Genomic DNA, 17,850 nt, shown 5'->3' on the forward strand with positions numbered 1-17,850 from the left:
TAATCACGTCAGGTCGGCGCTTGTCGGCACATGCGACGACCGGGACGTCTTGCCTGAGGGGGGTCTTGGGATCGTGACCTACGGATTTTCATGCAGATTGGTGGCGCTTGCTGCCGCTTTGGTCATTTCGGGCGTAGCCCACGCGCAAGAGGGTAAGACTCGCGCGCCAGCCACCGGGCTGGCTATCTTGGATTGTGCGCCCTCCGATCCCGCACCCGAGGACAGCTGCCTCGTGCGCGTACCTTCCGGCAATCAGCGTGGCGATATGAGCTTTCGCTCGCTTGGCGACGCACAGGCCGATTTCGAGTTTGTTAAATCTCTGGATGACATCCCAGGCAACCTGACCCTTTCGGCGACAATGGTTCTGATTGACCTCTCCGTTGGAGAGCGCAGCGCGCGTGTGCGCAGCTGGAACCGCGAGCGCGAGCTGATTTCGCGCGTTGTGACCAATCTACCAACGGATGAAAAAGTCGCGATCTATGGGTTCGGCAATGATATTGTTGAGTTATCGCCCTTTTCGACCAACCGTTCTCAGGCCGAAGACGTGGTTGAGGGGCTCGAGATTAAGGAACAGAACACCCGTCTGGTCGCCAACGCGACCCGTGCGATCGAATTGCTAAGCCAGCAAGATGACGTGCTGCTGAAGAACCTGATCCTGATCACGGACGGGGATGAGGAAGGTTTGGCCACGGTTGAAGAAATCACCGAGGCCGCCGAGCGCGAGGGCGTTTCGGTCTCGGCCCTTGGCATGTTCTGGCGGGCACAAGGCAATGCCCGCACCACGCGCGGCATTGACGTACTGAAACGCCTGACCGATCCGCAAAATGGCCTGATGGAAGAGGTGTTTTTGCAAAATCAATCTGACGCCAATACCGTGGTGTCAGATTTCATCCGGTCCTATGGCAATTCGGTCAAAGGCTCGGGCCTGATTGTGCCAGTAGGTGATCCGGCGCCTGCGCGCATTACCATCGAAATGATCGAACCGGTTGTCGGCCAGCCGGGACAAACCCAGACCAAGAGCTATTCTGCCGAGTTCCAGCCCGTGGTTGACCCAACGCCAGAGCCTGAACCAGAGCCCGCGCCAGAACCCGAGGATGAGATATTCGGCTTCCCCGCGCTCTACGTCTACATCGCGGGTGGAGTTCTTTTGCTGCTGCTTTTGCTGCTGGTTGTTCTGCTGGCGCGGCGCGGATCAGAGGGTGAGCCCGAAGATGATCTGGAGGCAGGTGACTTCGACGGTGGCGACGTAACCGGCATACCGCCCCTCCAGGATGAGACGCGCACGGTGGCCACTGCGCCCCCGCCGATTGCCTTTCTGGTGCGGGTGGACAACGGGCATCGTTTCCCGGTGCCAGCGGGCCGCTCGACCATTGGACGCAGCAGCACAAACGGTGTGGTCATCCCCGATGGCGGTGTGTCGCGCGTTCATGCGGAACTCAGCGGAACACCAGACGGCCGATTTACCATCAGCGACCTGGATAGTTTGAATGGTACGCTAATCAATGAGCGCAAAATCAAAGGCGCGCAGAGGATAAATGTGGGTGACACAGTGGGCCTTGGGTCCGTTCGCCTGAAACTGGTCCGGGCATAGTCCGGGGCCACACACACAGGAAAGGTGAAGACATGGGCAACGACAACAAGACAAGCTGGCTGTTCGACAAGGACGACGAAGAGCTGAATGACGATTTGGATTTTGGATCAGATGACGGGTTCACCGAAAGCATCTCGCCCTCGGATGACGAGGCGACACATGCCATGCCAAGCGGATCGTCCTTCAGCGAAGCGCCGACTGAATATGTCGAAGATGAGAAGACGCAGATCTACCATGGTGGTATGTCCAAGAACTTCTCGGACAAGGCCGAATTTGATCCGATGGTCGACCCGATTACCGGGTGGCTGGTTGTGGTCAAAGGTCCGGGGTTGGGCCAGTCGGTCAATCTGGGCTCGGGCATGAACACGCTGGGCCGCGACAGTGGCGAGCGCGTTGCATTGGATTTCGGTGACAAGATGATTTCCGGCAAGGACCATTTGCGTGTGATCTTCGACGATGCCAACCGGGTGTTTTTTGCTGCCCCGGGCACGGGCCGGAACATCAGCCGTATAAACGGTCAGATCGTGGCCACAACCATGCCGCTGGAAAACTACGCGCTGATCGAGTTGTCGAAACAGACGCATGTGCGCTTTGTGGCCTTCTGCAACGAGGATTTTGACTGGTCAGAGCTGGCCGACAGCGCTGACGACTGATCCCGATGACAATCATCAGCGGCAAACAAAGCCTCGGCCAGCGCGAAAATCAGGAAGACGCGTTCGATCTTGTCTATCAGAACGAACGCGACCCGAAATCCGACATCCTGATGCTGGTTGCCGATGGAATGGGTGGCCACGCTGGGGGGGAGGTTGCATCCAACCTAGCCCTGTCGGCGTTCAAGAAGCATTTCATCGGGGGCTCGGACGCGCCGCGCCCGCGGGACCGATTGCAGGAGTCGCTGACGGCGGCAAATGAAGCCTTGCGCCAGCGCATTGCCAGCCAGCCCGATTTGAAGGGCATGGGATGCACTCTGATCGCGGCGCTCAAGCTGGGCGATCGGCTGGTTTGGGTTTCCGTCGGTGACAGCAGCTTGTTTCTGTTGCGCGACGGACGCCTGAAAAAGCTGAATGCAGACCACTCGCTTTACGGCGAGTTGTTGCAGATGGTTGCCGCTGGCAAGATCACGCAGGAAGAAGCGGACAGCCACCCACGCCGCAATGCCTTGCGCTCGGCGCTGATGGGGGACCGGATTTCTCTGACTGACGTCAATGCGATCAGCCTGAAACCGGGTGATGTGGTTCTCTCCTGCTCGGATGGGCTGGATACCCTTTCGCAGCCTGAAATCCGGGATATCCTTCAAGGTGGCAAAAGCCGCGATATGCGCGGTGTCGCCTCGGATCTGTTGAACGCGGTCGAGGCGAAAGGAAAGCCGAAACAGGATAACACAACCGTTGTCGTCTACGCTCATGTCCAGGAGGGCATGAGCAGTATGCTGCGGGGAAGCCAATGGGCGTTTCACAATACCGGCGGCAATGGGAATACGCTTAAATATGCAGCTATTGGTCTGGGCGCATTGGCCGTTGTTGCTGCTGCTGGCGCATGGTTGCTGCGGCCTGATCCAGTCGAAGTCACGCCAGAGCCTGAGCCCGCCCCAAATCCGCCATCACAAGAGGAACGCAGTATCGGTGACAGCACAGTCGATGATGATCCAATTGTTTCCGACCCCAGTATCGAGGGGGAACCCTTAACTGAGCCGGAAGCGCAGGTGCCCGAAGCTGAGGGTGCAACCCCAGAAGAGCCCCCTGCACCCGAGGAAACGCCCCCACAACCCACCAAGCCATCTGCGCCTGAAGAACCAGAAAGCACAGTGCCGGTGGAGCCGGAAACGCCTGCACAGCCTCAGGAAGAGGATGATGTTCCAGTCGAAAACCCTGAGGGCGAAGGAAGGTAGTTCTGACCGTGTCGGTACATTTGCCAAAAGGAGAAACCTTTGCCGGTTACGTTCTCGGGGACGTATTGGGGCAGGGGGGCTTTGGCATCACCTACCGTTCGCGCAACCGCGAAACCGGCGAGCGGTTTGCGATCAAGGAGTATTTCCCCGCTGACTATGCAGATCGGGGTCCCGACAACGCTGTCTCGCCCACGTCCGAGGGGCGGCAGTTGTTCCACATGGGGCTTGAGGCCTTTCTGCAAGAGGCCAACCTTCTGCGCGATCTGCCTCAGCAACAGGGCCTGATGCGTGTGCGGGCCGCATTCCGCAAGCATGGTACGGCCTATTGCGTGATGGAGTACATTCACGGCGATCCACTGGATCGAATGCTGGCGCGCATGATTGAGGCCCGCGGATCAGTGCCGCCCGATCTGGTCACCACATTCCTGCATTCCATGCTGAATGCTTTGGATGCCGTGCATGATGTCGGTGTGGTTCACCGCGATATGAAACCGGCAAATGTCATGATCCGCAAAGACGGGCAACCCATCTTGATCGACTTTGGCGCGGCCCGCCTGATGGGAAAATCCAACGGTCTGGCGTCGATGTTCACCCGCAAATACGCCGCGATTGAGCAGTTTCCAGCGGACAAAACCGGATTGACTGGCAGCGTTCAGGAAGGACCCTGGAGTGATTTGTTTGCCCTGTCGGTCATCCTTTACGAAATGGTCTCGCAAAGCCTTCCGCCCAACGCCGAGGAGCGTTGGAAAGAAAAGCGGGCGACAGGCCGCGATCCTTACGTCCCCGTGCGTCACAACCTGAAACGCAACCGCGTTCAGGAGAAATATGACGACGCCTTGCTGAATGCTATCGATCTTGGCTGTAGGTTGCTGCCGCGTGATCGCATCCGCACAGCGCGTGACTATGCCCGGCTTGTGGGCATCGACCTGCATGGAGCGGCGCCGGGCCCAAGCCGACCGAAGCCAGAACCCCGTGCAAAACCTGCTAGCCGCCCGAGGCAGCGCCCCAAGAAAAAAGCCGGAGGCCGCAAGGCTTCTATATTTGTGTTGCTATTGATCCTGATCGTGGCAGTGACCGTCATTGCATATGGAATACTGACGTGAAAGTTGTGACTTTAACCCGTTCCCTTTGTCTTACAGCTGCCTGGCTGGTCGCGACGGTCTGTGCTGCCATTGCACAAATCGCGCCGGATATCGTGGCTGAAACGGACAAGGCCGTCGGGCGAGCCGTCGTGGATCTCAGCGGCGGGCAAGCGACTGGTTCGGGTTTTGTCCTGTCGGAACTGCCCGAAGGTGGCGGTTACTACTACATCACCAACCATCATGTGATTAACGGCGGCCTGAACATACAGGTCGGGTTCAAACAGGATGACCGGGTTTTTCTGTATGATGCAAAGGTCCTGCATGCCTCGCGCGAGCTGGATTTGGCCGTGCTGCGGATTGTCCCGCAGGAATCCAGCGGACATCGGCCCGGCTTTCTGTCTCTGCGAGAAGGCAAAGCACTGAAGGGTGAACAGGTGGCTGCCATCGGCTATCCCGGCTCCTCGGACCAGATCAATGCCGGGCGGGATATGTTGCCTTTTTTTGAAACAACAGTGACTCAGGGGGCGATCAGCAAGGTTGCTCCGGGGTCGTTCAATGAAACGGGGCGAACCCTCGAAATCGTACAGCACACCGCATCGGTCAACCCCGGCAATTCTGGCGGCCCCCTGATCGACTATTGCGGATCGGTTCTGGGGATCAACACGGTCATCTCGGTTTGGAACTCAGATGGTCGCACGCCAACAAACAACACATTCTGGGCCTCGTCCGCAAACCCAATATCCGGTTTTTTGCGGGATGCGGGCATACCCTTTAACGCGCACCAGCAGGAATGTGATCCTGACAACCCGGACTTTGTCGGCGGTGGCGCGAAAGACAACGGCCTGCTGATCATCCTGGCCGTGTTGGCTGGCGCCAGTGCGGCCGTAATCGGCGGCATCTATTTCGTTGTCTCGCTAAGCAAAAGCGGCGGCGGATCGAATTCTGCACGGGGGGGTGGATCGGCGAAATCCTCAGGAAGCGCCATTCTGGCCGTCAGCATGGATGGAAAATCCGAACGGTTCAGCGCCGCCCAACTCCAATCGGGTGTCACGATCGGGCGCGCCAGCGAGAACACGCTGACCATCACCGATCGCAACCTCAGCCGCCGCCACGCCAGCCTGTCCTTGCGGGGGCGCAAGATGATGCTGACCGATCTGGGCTCGTCCAACGGCACCAGGGTCGATGGCCGCCGTCTGAAACCGAATGAACCGGTGCAGATCAACACCAAATCGAAAGTCGAGCTTGGGGGGGTTGCGCTTGTCCTCAAACGCCCCTGATACGGTCCTGTCGATCCGCAACCTTGGGATCGAACGCGCGCCCGGTTTCTTCGTGGTGATCGAAGAGCTGGAGCTGAGCGCGGGCGAAACCATCGTTCTGGATGCGGTCAGCGGGGCGGGCAAAAGCACCGCGCTGGGGCTGATTGCCGGGGCGCTTCCGCTGACGGACCTGCCGGATATGCTGCATGTGATCGACGGAGTGACCGTCACACCTGAAACCCCAAGGGCCGAGTTTGCCGGGCCGGATAAACTGGGCTTTGTGCTGCAAACCAATACGCTGGTGCCGTATCTGAGTTTACAGGAGAATATTGAACTGCCCGTGCGTGTCGCGGGGCAGGTGCCAAATATCGAATGGCAGGATCACCTGATCCGCGCTATGGGGCTAAGGGACCTGACCGCCCGCAAACCGGGTCAGTTATCGGTGGGTCAACGCCAACGCGCCTCGGTCGCGCGAGCCTTGCTGGGACGACCCGCGTTGCTGTTACTGGACGAGCCGGTTTCCGCCCTCGATCCCGCCAATGTAGCCGAGGTCGAAGGGTTGATCGTACATCTTGCTGCCGAGGCCGGGTCGGCCGTCGTGCTTGCCAGCCATCAGGCGCAAACGGGTGAGTTTGCGGATACCCCACGTGCCGATCACCGACTTCTGGATCATCAGGGGCAATCCTATTCGATCTTCTCAACAGCGGGCCGCGCGGCGGCGAGGGTGGCGTGATGGTTCGGATACCAGCCATGTTGGCCCTGCGCGAATTGCGCCATGACTGGCAGTCGGCATTGTGTTTTGTCGCCGCGCTGGCGGGCGTTCTGGGCCCGCTGCTGATCATTCTGGCGCTGAAGAACGGGATCATCGGCACCATGGTAGGCCGATTGATCGAGGACCCGTCGAACCGCGAAATCCTAGCCATCGGGGCCGAGCAGCATGATGCAGCCTTCTTCGCCGCCCTGGGCGCGCGGCAAGATGTCGGGTTCATCGTGCCTGCTACGCGCTCGATCAACACATCAGCCAACGCGGTGCGACATGAGGCGCAGCGCAAGTTGGAGCGTGCGGTGCCTCTGATCCCCTCAGCTGCGGGTGATCCGCTGATCGACGGCGAAGCGGTTGCGCCGGGTCGCGTGTGGGTCTCGGACAAGCTGGCGCAGGACCTTTCGGTCTCGGCCGGGGATACAGTTGACATGATCATCGGGCGCGAAGTGGATGGGCAACGCGAAAACGCCCGCCGCGATCTGCAGGTGATTGGCGTATTGCCCCCCGAAATTTGGCCGCGTCCTGCCATCTTTCTGTCGCTGCCCGATCTTCTGGCGGTCGAGCGGTTTCGCGACGATCTGACCTCGAACCCCGCAAACTGGACCGATCCGGTTGCCGAGCCCGAAACCTATGCCAGCTTTCGGCTTTATGCGCGTTCGCTTGAAGATATCGGAACCTTGTCGGCCCATCTGGCTGAACAGGGGCTGCAATCGCGCCCTCGGGCTGAAAACGCAGCCCTGTTACTGTCCTTCCGGCGCAATCTGAACATCCTGTTCACAGCTATTGCTGCACTCGCCATGTTTGGCTTCTGGGCGGCGATGTCCGCCAATCTGCGCGGGATGGTCGAACGGCAGCGTGTCATTTTCAGCCTGTTTTCCATGCTAACCATGCCCGACCGACAACGCTGTGTGATCCCGGTGGTCCAGAGCCTTGCGTTGGTGCTGGGCGGCGTGATTGCGACGCTGATCATCATCCTACCCTTCCTGCTGGCCATCAATGCCACGTTCGAAACCGCCCCGGGCGAATCCGTTGCGCGCCTCTATGCGGGCGATGTGATTGCGACGCTGGTTCTTGGCGCCGTGACGGCAGTGACCGCCGCGATCTGGGCGGTGTTTGCCGTGCGTAATGTCGAACCTCAGGAGGTCTTGACCCATGCCTAAACTGACCCACCTCGCGCTCGCTTCACTGATTGGTCTTCTGACCCTGTCCGCAACCGCGCAGGCGCAGGAGATCACTTGGCGAGAGAAATACTTTAATCCACAGCCTGCCGATGGCGACCTGTCCCTGCCCATGCCTTGCGGCGGGGCGATGACGTTCCGCAAGGTGGCAACGCCCAACACCGATGGCGTCATCGGCGATGTCTCGGTCGTGTTGGGGCAGGAGGGCAGCGATCAGCCTTATCTGAACGGATTGCGCCGAGCATTTGTTTCTGGTGCCTTTGCCGATCCCGAAGGCGCGGCTAAGGGCTATTTCTATATGGCCAAGTATGAGCTGGCGCAGGCGCAATGGGATGTGGTCATGGTTGGCTGCCCCGACAAGGAACCGCGTCGCCGGGGTTTTGTCCCGGCGGTTGGACAAACCAAGCTGGACTATCAGCGCTTTGCGGAAACCTACACGCTATGGCTGATGGAAAATGCGTCCGACAGTCTGCCCCGCGTCGATGATACGCGGGCCTATCTGCGCCTACCCACCGAAGAAGAATGGGAATACTCCGCCCGTGGTGGTTTGGCGGTGGATCAATCCCTGTTCCGTGCCCCCTTGCCTCCGGTGCCCGAAGGTACGCCGCAGGATGAATACATCGCCCATGGCGGTACGGCCTCCGCCGGGGGTAAGCTACAGGTCGTGGGCTCATTGCGTCCCAACCCGTTGGGTCTGCATGATATGCTGGGCAATGCAGCCGAGATCGTTGGGGATCCTTTTGCTCTGGTCCGCCACGGGCGCCTGCATGGTCAGGCCGGTGGCTTTGTGAAACGCGGTGGCGATGCGCGGACGCCTTTGGCAGACATCACATCCTCGACCCGGTTCGAGGTTCCGCCCTTTGACATCCTGTCCAATACCGCCTCGGCGGATCGCTTCACCGGTACCCGATTGGTACTGCAGGGCCTGGCCATCACCTCGGCGGATCAGGATCAGGCGCTGAAGGACGGGCTCGCCGAACTGGCGCGTCCGGATGAAGGACTGGCCTCGGCCGCAAGCGAACAAGAGGCGATGGAGTTGCTGGATGAGATATCCGCGGAAACCCTGTCGGATCGAACCAAGACGCAATTGGCGGTGATCAAGGACACGCTGAACAGGGGCCGGGTTGAGCGCAACGCACAAAGGGATCAATCGGTCAGGCTGATCCTGACCTCGGGCGTTCTGGTCTGCGGCCAGGCGCTGCGCCGCTATCTGAACGCTCTGATCTCAATGCTGACAATCCAGCCCGAGCTTGACGCCATCGAACGCGAGGCGCGCGCCGCCGGGGATCAGGAGTTGTTGAAGGAAATTGAGATCGCCCGACAAGAGGCCGCCGCAAAACTCAGGGAAATCGAAGAGAAAGCAAAGGCGGATGTGGTTGAATATGCCAACCTGATCGAAGGGTTGGTCGATCAATACTCGCCCGTGCTGCTACGCAAACAGATCGATTTCATCTACCCCACCGAAGAAAGCCGGGGACGTGAGCGGGCAAACTGTCTGGCGCTGGTGCAGGATCATATCGGCGCGCGCAGCGTCGCGGGATATTCGGATTTGGATCAAATAGCGGACGATATTCAGGGGCTGGCCCTATCGTTCATGGAAGAATGACTTGGAAAGGTTGAAGAATGAGGGATGTATTGAACAAATCGCTGGAGGTTCTGGTTTGGATCACCACCGCGCTGTCGATTATCTTTTTCTGTTTCACCGCTGTGACCATGCTGCGTCTGTCGCCGCTCGGTCCGGATACAACCACGATCATCGCCGCTTTCCTGACGGTGGTGTTCGGGATCACATCGTCGCTGGTATTTGCCGGTATCTGCTTTCAGATCATGGATATCCGCACCTTTAGCAAGCACAGCGCCATCAGCCTGAAAAACCGGAGGTAAGGACACCCATGGAACATTCGGTACTTGGCCTGAAACCCGGCAGCGTTCTGCAGGATACGTATGAGATCAAATCCCTGCTGGGCGAGGGCGGCATGGGGGCCACATTTCGTGGCCTGAACCGGGCCAGCGGGCATGAGGTGGCGATCAAGGTCATGACGCCCAGCTTTGCCAAGAACCAAAAAGCGGTTGATCTGTTCCGGCGCGAGGCGAACCTGCTGCGTACCGTGCGCAGTGATGCCGTGGTGCGGTTCGAGACCTCGATGCTGGACAAGGATGGCCGTCTGTTCCTGGTGATGGAATTTGTGCCCGGTCATCCGTTGGCGCACTACCTGAAAAAGGGGGCAAGGCTGTCCTCGGACGATGTGTTGAAACTGGGTCTACGCCTGTCGCAAGGGCTTGAGGCCATTCACAAGCTGGGCATCGTCCACCGCGATGTGGCCCCGGATAATGTGATGATCTCACATGATGATATCAATCAGGCCAAATTCATTGATTTCGGCTTGGCCTCAGACAGTGTTGGCACGGACAAATCCATCATTGGGGACAGTTTTGCAGGCAAGCTGCGCTATTGCGCGCCGGAACAGTTGGGCCTGTTTGGCAATGAGGTGTCTACCGCCACGGACGCCTATGCGCTGGGGCTGGTTCTGATGCGAACCTCAGGGCTGGAGCTACCGGGTGAGGGCAAAGGGTTCGCAGCGGTCGAAGACCGGAAAGCAGACGTCAAGATCACCGATCCCAAGGTCGCCCCTGGTTTGAAATGGGCGCTGGAGCAGTTGCTGAAAGCCAACCCCAAAGACCGCCCTTCGGACCTGCCCGGATTGTTCCACAAAGCCTTGAGCGGTGAGGTGAAAAAAACGCCCTCGGCAGGGGCGACCCCCGCCAAGGACGCAGCACCGTCGGATAAGACCTCAGGCGGCAGCAATATGCCCATGATCGCCGCAGGTGTGGTGGCGCTGGCGGTCATAGCAGGCGCTGCGTGGTATTTTCTTGCAGGACCCGGTGGTCAGTCGGCCAAGGTCAACGAGTCCGTTGTCGTTGCGCAAGAGGCGGTCGCCGCAGACAACCCGCTGACCGCAGCGCGCGATCTGCTGGCGGCGGGTGGCGCACAGAACCTTGATGCCGCCCTGGGCGCGCTGATTGCCATCAGCAATGATCAGGAACTTTCGGAACAGGACCGGGCGGACGCCAATATCCTGATTGCCGAAATGTATGACCCCGAGACCCATAGCACTGTGACTTCCCCTTTCCCGCGCCCCAACGCCTCGGCGGCGCGGCGGTATTACCAGCGTGCGGCTGATCTGGGATCAGACCCGGCACGCGAGGCCCTGAACAGGTTGGGCGAGTGAGGAAACGGATATGATGTTGAAACGGATACTCCTTCTTGTAACGGCACTGGCGCTGGCGGGGCCGGTTCTGGCGCAGTCGAAATCACCATTGCCGATCGAGGGCAAAACCAGCCTGTTCCAGCGCGTGCTGATCCGCGAGCGGATCGAGGCGCGAACAGAGCCTGAAAGCGAAGCTCCTGGCAAAGCCCTTTCGCCGCTGCAGGTATTCTTTGTGTATGACCGCGATGGCGACTGGATGCAGATCGGGGCCACTGATCGGGGGGAAGACCTGATGTGGGTGCCTCAGGCCGCGACGGTCGACTGGAACCAGAACATCGTTGCGACGCTGGAAGGCAGTGACAATGTGAGCCGGGTTTTGTTCTTCAACGATATCGACCCGATTTACGACATCATCGAAAGCGAAAACCCCGCCAATCTGGCTGCGGATGCGCGGGATGAAGCACTGGCGGCCGAGCAAGGCGGCGAACCGTCGGAAACCGTGATCGCCCTTGGCCCGCGTGAGACGATCGATCAACGGCAGAACCTGTACGTGATGCCGATCCTGTCGACCGAAGAGGCGGTGTTCGATATCGGGCCCTTCGTTAACCTTCTGCAAGTTGCCGTCGCCAGCGCAAATGCGCCGAACCCACCAGCCGCCCCAAGTGGTCAGGCTGCGGGTGACCTTAAAACCGGGGTGGTCTTTGTCGTCGACACGACCATTTCCATGGAACCCTATATCCGCGCCACCCGCGATGCACTGCAGGAAGTGTACCGCGAGGCAGCGTCCTCCGACGCCGCCGATGCGGTTAGCTTTGCCCTAGTGGGTTATCGTGACAGCCTGCAAGCTGCACCCGAGCTAGGTTATGACGTCAAGACCTTTGTGGATTTGCAGCAGGGGTTGAATGTCGAAAACTTCCTGGCCGGGATCGACCAGATGCAGGAGGCAAAGGCCAGCAGCAAGAATTTCCGCGAAGACAGCTATCGCGGGATTGAACATGCGCTACAGGATATGGATTGGAGCGATTTTGGAAGCCGGTTCATCGTTCTGGTGACCGATGCAGGTCCGCGCGAATTTGATGATGAATACTCCTCGACCGGTCTGAGCGCTGAAAGCCTGAACCGCCTTATTCGCGAGCGGATCGGGGGCGCCATGGCCGTCATGCATCTGCGCACCGCGCGCGGAGCCAAGGATCACCCCTCGGCCGAGGCGGCCTATAAACAACTAACCGCGTTTCCGAACTCGGCGCCGCTGTATTTTCCCATCGAGAACGGCGATCCCACCATCTACAAGGACACGGCCCGCCAATTGGGTCAGTTCGTGGCGCAACAGGCGTCATCTTATCGCGGCAGCGACGGGGACGCCCTATTGGATGAAGATGCAATCGTCGATGAGGCCGAAGGCGGGCTGTTCAGCGGGCTCAACACCGCCAGCCGCACGATGCAGCTGGCCTATCTTGGTCGGACCGAAGGCGCGCAAGCACCCGATCTGTTCGAGGCTTATGTCGCCGACCGAGATTTCGACCGCACCGGTTTGAAACCACTGTCTATCCGTCTGCTGATCTCGAAAGCCGACCTGAGCAATCTGGAAGAAGCGTTGCGGATCATCGTGGATCAGGCTGAACGGAACGTGGTGAACCCTGATCAGTTCTTTACCCAAGTTCTAGGTGTCGCCGCTGATATGAGCCGTCGCCCTGATCAGGTGTCACGCCAATCCGATCCAAGCCTGGCCGAGGCAGTGGCTTTGGACGAGTATCTGGCCGATTTGCCTTATAAATCACAGATTATGGCCATTACCGAAGACGATTGGGTTCGTCTGCCCATTTCTGAACAGCAGACCATCGTCAATGGCCTCTATGACAAGATCGAACGCTATCGTCGCTACAATGAATCGACGGATCAGTGGGTCGACTATCTGGGGGCAGGGCCACAGGCGGGCAATCTATTGTATCCCATGTTGTTGGACGATCTGCCCTAGAACAGGTGAACAATCCAATAAAAACCGGGGCCTCGGGATACTTCCGCTGCCCCGGTTTTTTTTATTCTGCGACCTTAGTTTTTTCAGCACTCTTTTTAAACTGTTGGTCATAAAGCCTGCGGAAGCTGCCGTTGCGGGCGATCAGCTGATCCAGATTGCCTTGTTCGACAACGGCCCCGTCCTGAATCACCATGATATTGTCCGCTTCAAGAATCGTGGACAGACGGTGCGCGATGACGACCACTGTCATGTCCTTTGTCAGCGCATCCAGCGCTTCGCGCACCAAGTTTTCGGATTCTGCATCGAGAGCGCTCGTGGCTTCGTCCAGCAACAGAATCTCAGCCTTACGCAAAATCGCGCGCGCAATAGCCAGACGCTGTTTCTGACCCCCGGAGAGGAAGGCACCGTTCTCACCGACCAGAGTATCATAACCATTCGGCAGCTCGGAAATGAAATCATGTGCGTGTGCGGCACGGGCCGCGTCAAAGATTTCCTCATCGGTTGCATCAGGCGCGGCAAAGCGAAGGTTCTGCATCACCGTCGTCGAGAACAGGAAGGTATCCTGGCCCACGTAAGAGATTTTCTTGCGCAGCGACGCAAAACTCGCATGGCGGACATCATGGCCATCGATTTCGACTGTGCCTTCATTGGGGTCGTAAAACCGCATGATCAATCCGAAAATCGTAGACTTGCCACCCCCGGACTGGCCGACCAAAGCAGTAGTTTGCCGCGCTGCAAAGGTTACGCTCATATCTTCGATCACTGAAATTGAGCCCTGATAGCCAAAGGTCACATTGCGCAGCGCGATCTCACCTGGACCGTCCGGAATATCCTCTGCGTCGGGACTCTCGGTCATCGTGTCTTCTTGATCCAGCAACCCGAATACCAGGCTTACGCCAACCATCGCTGCTTCGATCTGAACGCGCATCTTCGACAGGCGTTTAGCTGGCTCATAAGCCATCAGTAACGCGGTGATGAACGACATCAGTTGACCTGCAGTGGGTTGCTCAGCCCCAGCAATTCCCAGTGTGCTGACGATCAGAACGCCCGCAATAGCCAGACCGGCCAGAAACTCCATCAACGGGCTGGCAATCGCTTGCAGGCGTGCAATATCGTTGGAGCGTGCCTCGACCTTTCGGATCGCGGTATCCATTCGTTTGGTCATCAACTCTTCTAGCGACAACACTTTTATCACTTTGATCCCAGCTGAAGTTTCTTGGAGCACGCGGATAATCTCAGCAAGCGATGTGAATTCCGCTTGCATGATCTTTCGCACACTTTTCAGCAGTTGACGAACTCCGAGCAATGCTATCGGACCGACAATCAGAAACATAACTGACAACAGTGGCTGCTGATAAACCATAACAGCGATCAGACCCACGAGTGTGAGCAGGTCTCGTACAAAGCCGGTTACGAGCACATCGATCAAAGTACGGGCGGCTTGTGCACCGTGCGTCGTTCGCATCAAAAGTTCTGATGATTCGTTTTGGCCAAAAAAATCGACACCGTGCCGAAGGAGTTTACGAAAAACTTTATCTTGCTGCGCAGCAACAATCCGATTTCCAGCCCGGGCGAGGTAAATCGCCTGAATATAGGTTGCCGCAGCTTTTAACAGGAACAAGCCAACAACTGATAGTGCGATAATCGGAGCCCACCCACGCATCTCCGGGCTGGTCATGGCATCGACGATGTACTCCATCATATAGGCCGCGCCCGCAGTGGTGGCAGCGACCAATATCATCGCCACGATTGCGATCCCGTACATCCAGCCTTGTGCATAGAAGCTTTCGCCAATCAGGCGGCCCATATAGCCGGACCGCCACTTGTTCCAGGCGCGCTTAATCATTGCATTCTCCAGATCATGAAACCATGCGCTCGCTCAGATAACCTAAAATCATTTTGGCCAAAAGGGCAGATACCCAAGCGTGACAGAGTGACCTTTCAATTGGTCGCGTATGGACGACGACAACGCGCCATCGGTTAGGCGTGCACAGTTAGGCACGATCCAGGCACGATGCAACAGCAAGCAGAACAAATGGAGGCAATTCGGTACTTCGATAGCCCTGATCCCAACGGTTACATCCTTGAGGGATATCAGAGTTTGTGCAACTGAGCGGATATTTGCCGCCGGGGCAGGGCAGGCAGTTCGCACAGGTTTAGCCTGCGTTTATCGCTTGTGATTGTTATACTTGGCCCTTGGAACCCTGCCAGATTTCGTTTAGGTAAGCCGCCCGTGTCGATTAGAGCCGTCATTCTAAGCCTTCCAAAGGACGTTGATCGGCGTAACGCATGTCAGACGGAATGTACGCAGCTGGGACTACCGCACTCAGTTCTTCGACGCAATCTACGGCGATCAACTGTTCGACGCGGATGTATCGCGCATTTACGATGCCAAAAGGAACCGGCGCGCGTTCAAGCGTCCGCTCAGCCGCAATGAAATAGCCTGCGCCTTGGGCCATCTGAAAATCTGGCAAGCAATCGCTGAGACCGAAGATACCCTGACCCTTGTGCTGGAAGATGATGCGACATTCATTCAGAACCCGATGCAATTTCTGGATGCATTGTCCAAGTCATCGGGGCGCTATCAAGACGTTATGATCAAACTGGACGGCGTGGCAGGGAGTGGCGAGCAGGTTTTGGGGACGGTCGCAGATCAGAGCCTGGTCCTGTCGGATCGGCTGCCTCCTAGAACAACAGGCTATATCATTGGCCGCACGGTGGCGACACATCTGGCGGCTGTCCATGCCCCGTTTGCGCGCCCCGTTGATATCGACCTCAAATTCTACTGGGAACACAAAGTGCCAATTCTGACCTTGGCGAACCAAATGGTTGCAGAACGCGGAACTTTTGACAGCACGATCGAGGCCAACCGCAACAGCAAAAAAAAAGCGGTTCCTCTCCGGGGCGCTTTCTAAGCAATGCGCTCTACCAGATCAGATATAGCTACGGGCGACTCAGTCATCCCCTCAAACCCACCGAAATTGCGGGGCTCGCACCCCTGCTAAACAGCCAAAGCGGCGCTCAGGACAGATCATGAAAGAAAATCTTGTTGTTGTCCGTGCAGGCGGAAAATCCTTGCATCCCCGCTGGCAAGAGATCGCGTATGAAGATCGCAACTATGATCTGCTAATCAGCTTTTTCTCGGATGAGGCATTTGCGGCGTTCAAGCCCGAACCAGGGGGCGATGCCGTTTTGGTCAAAGGCGGAAAATGGGACGGCCTGTTTCTGACGCTTTCGAGCCGAGACCTTGAGGCATATGATTACGTCGGGCTGCCAGATGACGATCTGGATATTGCTGCCGAGGATGTGAATGCTCTGTTCGACACCATGGATGCCCATGGGTTGAGGATCGCGCTGAGCCTCCCCAACTGAACTGGTCCACCGTTATGTTTAGGAAACGGAGGAGCACGAATGGCAAACAAGAGACCGAAGCCCGAAGAGATTGTCTTGAAGTTACGGCAGGTTGAGGTTCTGCTGGGTCAAGGCATGTCTCGTTTTGATGCGATCAGGCTGATCGGCGTTGTTGAACAAACCTATTGCCGCTGGCGAAAGAAATGAGCCGTTGAAGGCACCATTGGTTCGAGCCCAACGGCGAATGCGGAATGGGTGTAGATCAGTTGAAAGAACTGAAGCGGCTTCAGAAAGAGAACGAGCAGCTAAGACGCGCGGTGTCTGATCTGACTCTGGACAAGCTGATTCTGACGGAAGCCGCAAAGGATGAAGGGCGTCAAGGAAACCATCCAGTGGATGTTTTTCAGCCCTGAACGCGAAGCCCTATTGAGCCCCGCTCGTCGTCGTGCCTGCATCAGCCATGTACGCAACCAGCTGAACGTTTCCGAGAGACGCGCCTGCCGCGTGCTTGGGCAACACCGGTCCACGCAACGGCACGTCGCACAAGGTCGCGCAGACGAAGACCGGCTGGTGGCCGACATGATCGAGCTGACCCGTCAATACGGCCGATATGGCTATCGCAGGATCGCAGCGCTGCTGAGAGAGGCTGGGTGGTCTGTCAGCGACGGACGGATTGAACGGCTTTGGCGACGAGAGGGGCTGAAAGTGCCAGTGAAACAACCGAAGAAAGGACGGCTCTGGCTGAACGATGGCTCGTGTGTCCGGCTTCGACCAGAGCATCGCAACCACGTGTGGAGCTATGACTTCGTTCATTGCCGAACTGACGATGGCCAAGCCTTTCGGACGCTGAACATCCTTGATGAGCATAGCCGGGAGTGCCTGGCGATTAGAGTGAAGCGCAAGCTGAACTCGACCGATGTAATCGATGTCCTGACAGACCTGTTCATACTTCGAGGAGCACCCCGTTTCATACGTTCAGACAATGGGCCGGAATTTGTCGCCCAGGCTGTCCGAGACTGGATCGCCGCCGTTGGCGCCAAGACGGCTTACATCGAACCTGGCAGCCCGTGGGAGAACGGATACTGTGAAAGCTTCAACGGTAGGTTCAGAGACGAGCTGCTCAACGGAGAGATCTTCTACTGCTTGCGCGAAGCTCAAATCCTGATCGAACAATGGAGGAGACATTACAACACAAAACGCCCACACAGTGCTCCGGGCTATCGCCCGCCAGCGCCCGAAACCATCATCCTGATGGATCAAAGGCCGATGATACACCAAGACCGCTTACTTCTGTGCCTGGCTCTCGCTCTATCAACGACCTGATGTGACTTGGCGGGTGAGACACTTCACCGTTTGGTCGAATTGTTAATCATTCCGTCTACCGTGATCTAAAGAAGCGCTTGAGCCGACGCTGATGCGCGTCAAAGTATTGCCACAACTCGACCTTAGATTGCGGCGAGAAAAGTACTCGACCGCACCATATGATTCGTAAAGCAACACTTAGATGAACCCCTTCTCTTGTCAGATGCCGATACAACACTGTGCTACCGCCAGTTT

General features: G+C 57.7%; 14 protein-coding genes and 1 pseudogene. 14 read left to right on the forward strand and 1 reads right to left on the reverse strand.

Features of this window, described 5'->3' with window-relative positions; genetic code table 11:
- Window positions 1–73 precede the first annotated feature (73 nt).
- The 11 genes from AC2FGE_RS04945 to AC2FGE_RS04995 are packed head-to-tail and all read left to right on the forward strand — an operon-like array spanning window position 74 to window position 12,942.
- Entirely contained in the window at window positions 74–1,591 is a 1,518-nt protein-coding gene (locus AC2FGE_RS04945; RefSeq protein WP_496818092.1) for an FHA domain-containing protein, read from the forward strand.
- 32 nt (window positions 1,592–1,623) lie between these two features.
- Complete coding sequence (locus AC2FGE_RS04950) at window positions 1,624–2,244, forward strand: FHA domain-containing protein (RefSeq protein WP_496818093.1); 621 nt, start codon at window positions 1,624–1,626, stop codon at window positions 2,242–2,244.
- A gap of 5 nt (window positions 2,245–2,249) precedes the next feature.
- Window positions 2,250–3,479 (forward strand): PP2C family protein-serine/threonine phosphatase, encoded by a 1,230-nt coding sequence (locus AC2FGE_RS04955; protein ID WP_496818094.1) that lies wholly within the window; start codon window positions 2,250–2,252, stop codon window positions 3,477–3,479.
- Window positions 3,480–3,487: 8 nt separating this feature from the next.
- The gene (locus AC2FGE_RS04960; RefSeq protein ID WP_496818095.1) at window positions 3,488–4,582 is read left to right on the forward strand and encodes a serine/threonine protein kinase; all 1,095 of its coding nucleotides are present in this window, start codon (window positions 3,488–3,490) and stop codon (window positions 4,580–4,582) included.
- Window positions 4,583–4,587: 5 nt separating this feature from the next.
- Complete coding sequence (locus tag AC2FGE_RS04965) at window positions 4,588–5,838, forward strand: trypsin-like peptidase domain-containing protein (protein WP_496818096.1); 1,251 nt, start codon at window positions 4,588–4,590, stop codon at window positions 5,836–5,838.
- Window positions 5,819–6,550, forward strand: coding sequence for an ATP-binding cassette domain-containing protein (locus AC2FGE_RS04970; protein WP_496818097.1), 732 nt, complete (start codon window positions 5,819–5,821; stop codon window positions 6,548–6,550). The genes AC2FGE_RS04965 and AC2FGE_RS04970 overlap by 20 nt, the downstream gene beginning before the upstream one ends.
- Entirely contained in the window at window positions 6,550–7,740 is a 1,191-nt protein-coding gene (locus AC2FGE_RS04975) for an ABC transporter permease (protein ID WP_496818098.1), read from the forward strand. The genes AC2FGE_RS04970 and AC2FGE_RS04975 overlap by 1 nt, the downstream gene beginning before the upstream one ends.
- Window positions 7,733–9,364, forward strand: coding sequence for a formylglycine-generating enzyme family protein (locus AC2FGE_RS04980; RefSeq protein ID WP_496818099.1), 1,632 nt, complete (start codon window positions 7,733–7,735; stop codon window positions 9,362–9,364). Before AC2FGE_RS04975 ends, AC2FGE_RS04980 begins: the two co-directional genes overlap by 8 nt.
- A 17-nt stretch (window positions 9,365–9,381) precedes the next feature.
- Complete coding sequence (locus tag AC2FGE_RS04985) at window positions 9,382–9,642, forward strand: hypothetical protein (RefSeq protein ID WP_170535048.1); 261 nt, start codon at window positions 9,382–9,384, stop codon at window positions 9,640–9,642.
- Between the two features lie 8 nt (window positions 9,643–9,650).
- Entirely contained in the window at window positions 9,651–10,988 is a 1,338-nt protein-coding gene (locus tag AC2FGE_RS04990) for a serine/threonine-protein kinase (protein ID WP_496818100.1), read from the forward strand.
- 10 nt (window positions 10,989–10,998) lie between these two features.
- On the forward strand, window positions 10,999–12,942 hold the full coding sequence (locus tag AC2FGE_RS04995) for a vWA domain-containing protein (RefSeq protein ID WP_496818101.1): 1,944 nt from the start codon (window positions 10,999–11,001) through the stop codon (window positions 12,940–12,942).
- A 61-nt stretch (window positions 12,943–13,003) separates the two neighbouring features.
- Here the strand turns inward: AC2FGE_RS04995 and AC2FGE_RS05000 are convergent, their stop codons facing one another.
- Entirely contained in the window at window positions 13,004–14,788 is a 1,785-nt protein-coding gene (locus tag AC2FGE_RS05000; RefSeq protein ID WP_496818103.1) for an ABC transporter ATP-binding protein, read from the reverse strand.
- 427 nt (window positions 14,789–15,215) lie between these two features.
- On the opposite strand from AC2FGE_RS05000, the gene AC2FGE_RS05005 reads away from it, so the two are divergent.
- The 3 genes and pseudogenes from AC2FGE_RS05005 (at window position 15,216) to AC2FGE_RS05015 (ending at window position 17,616) form a co-directional block, all read left to right on the forward strand.
- Window positions 15,216–15,857 carry a glycosyltransferase family 25 protein gene (locus tag AC2FGE_RS05005; protein ID WP_496818104.1) on the forward strand — a complete coding sequence of 214 codons (642 nt, stop codon included), beginning with the start codon at window positions 15,216–15,218 and terminating at the stop codon, window positions 15,855–15,857.
- A gap of 118 nt (window positions 15,858–15,975) precedes the next feature.
- Complete coding sequence (locus AC2FGE_RS05010) at window positions 15,976–16,314, forward strand: hypothetical protein (RefSeq protein WP_496818105.1); 339 nt, start codon at window positions 15,976–15,978, stop codon at window positions 16,312–16,314.
- Window positions 16,315–16,353: 39 nt separating this feature from the next.
- Window positions 16,354–17,616: pseudogene (locus AC2FGE_RS05015) on the forward strand (IS3 family transposase).
- The last annotated feature ends 234 nt before the right edge of the window (window positions 17,617–17,850 follow it).

The sequence above is a fragment of the Ruegeria sp. YTSA075 genome, assembly GCF_059610245.1.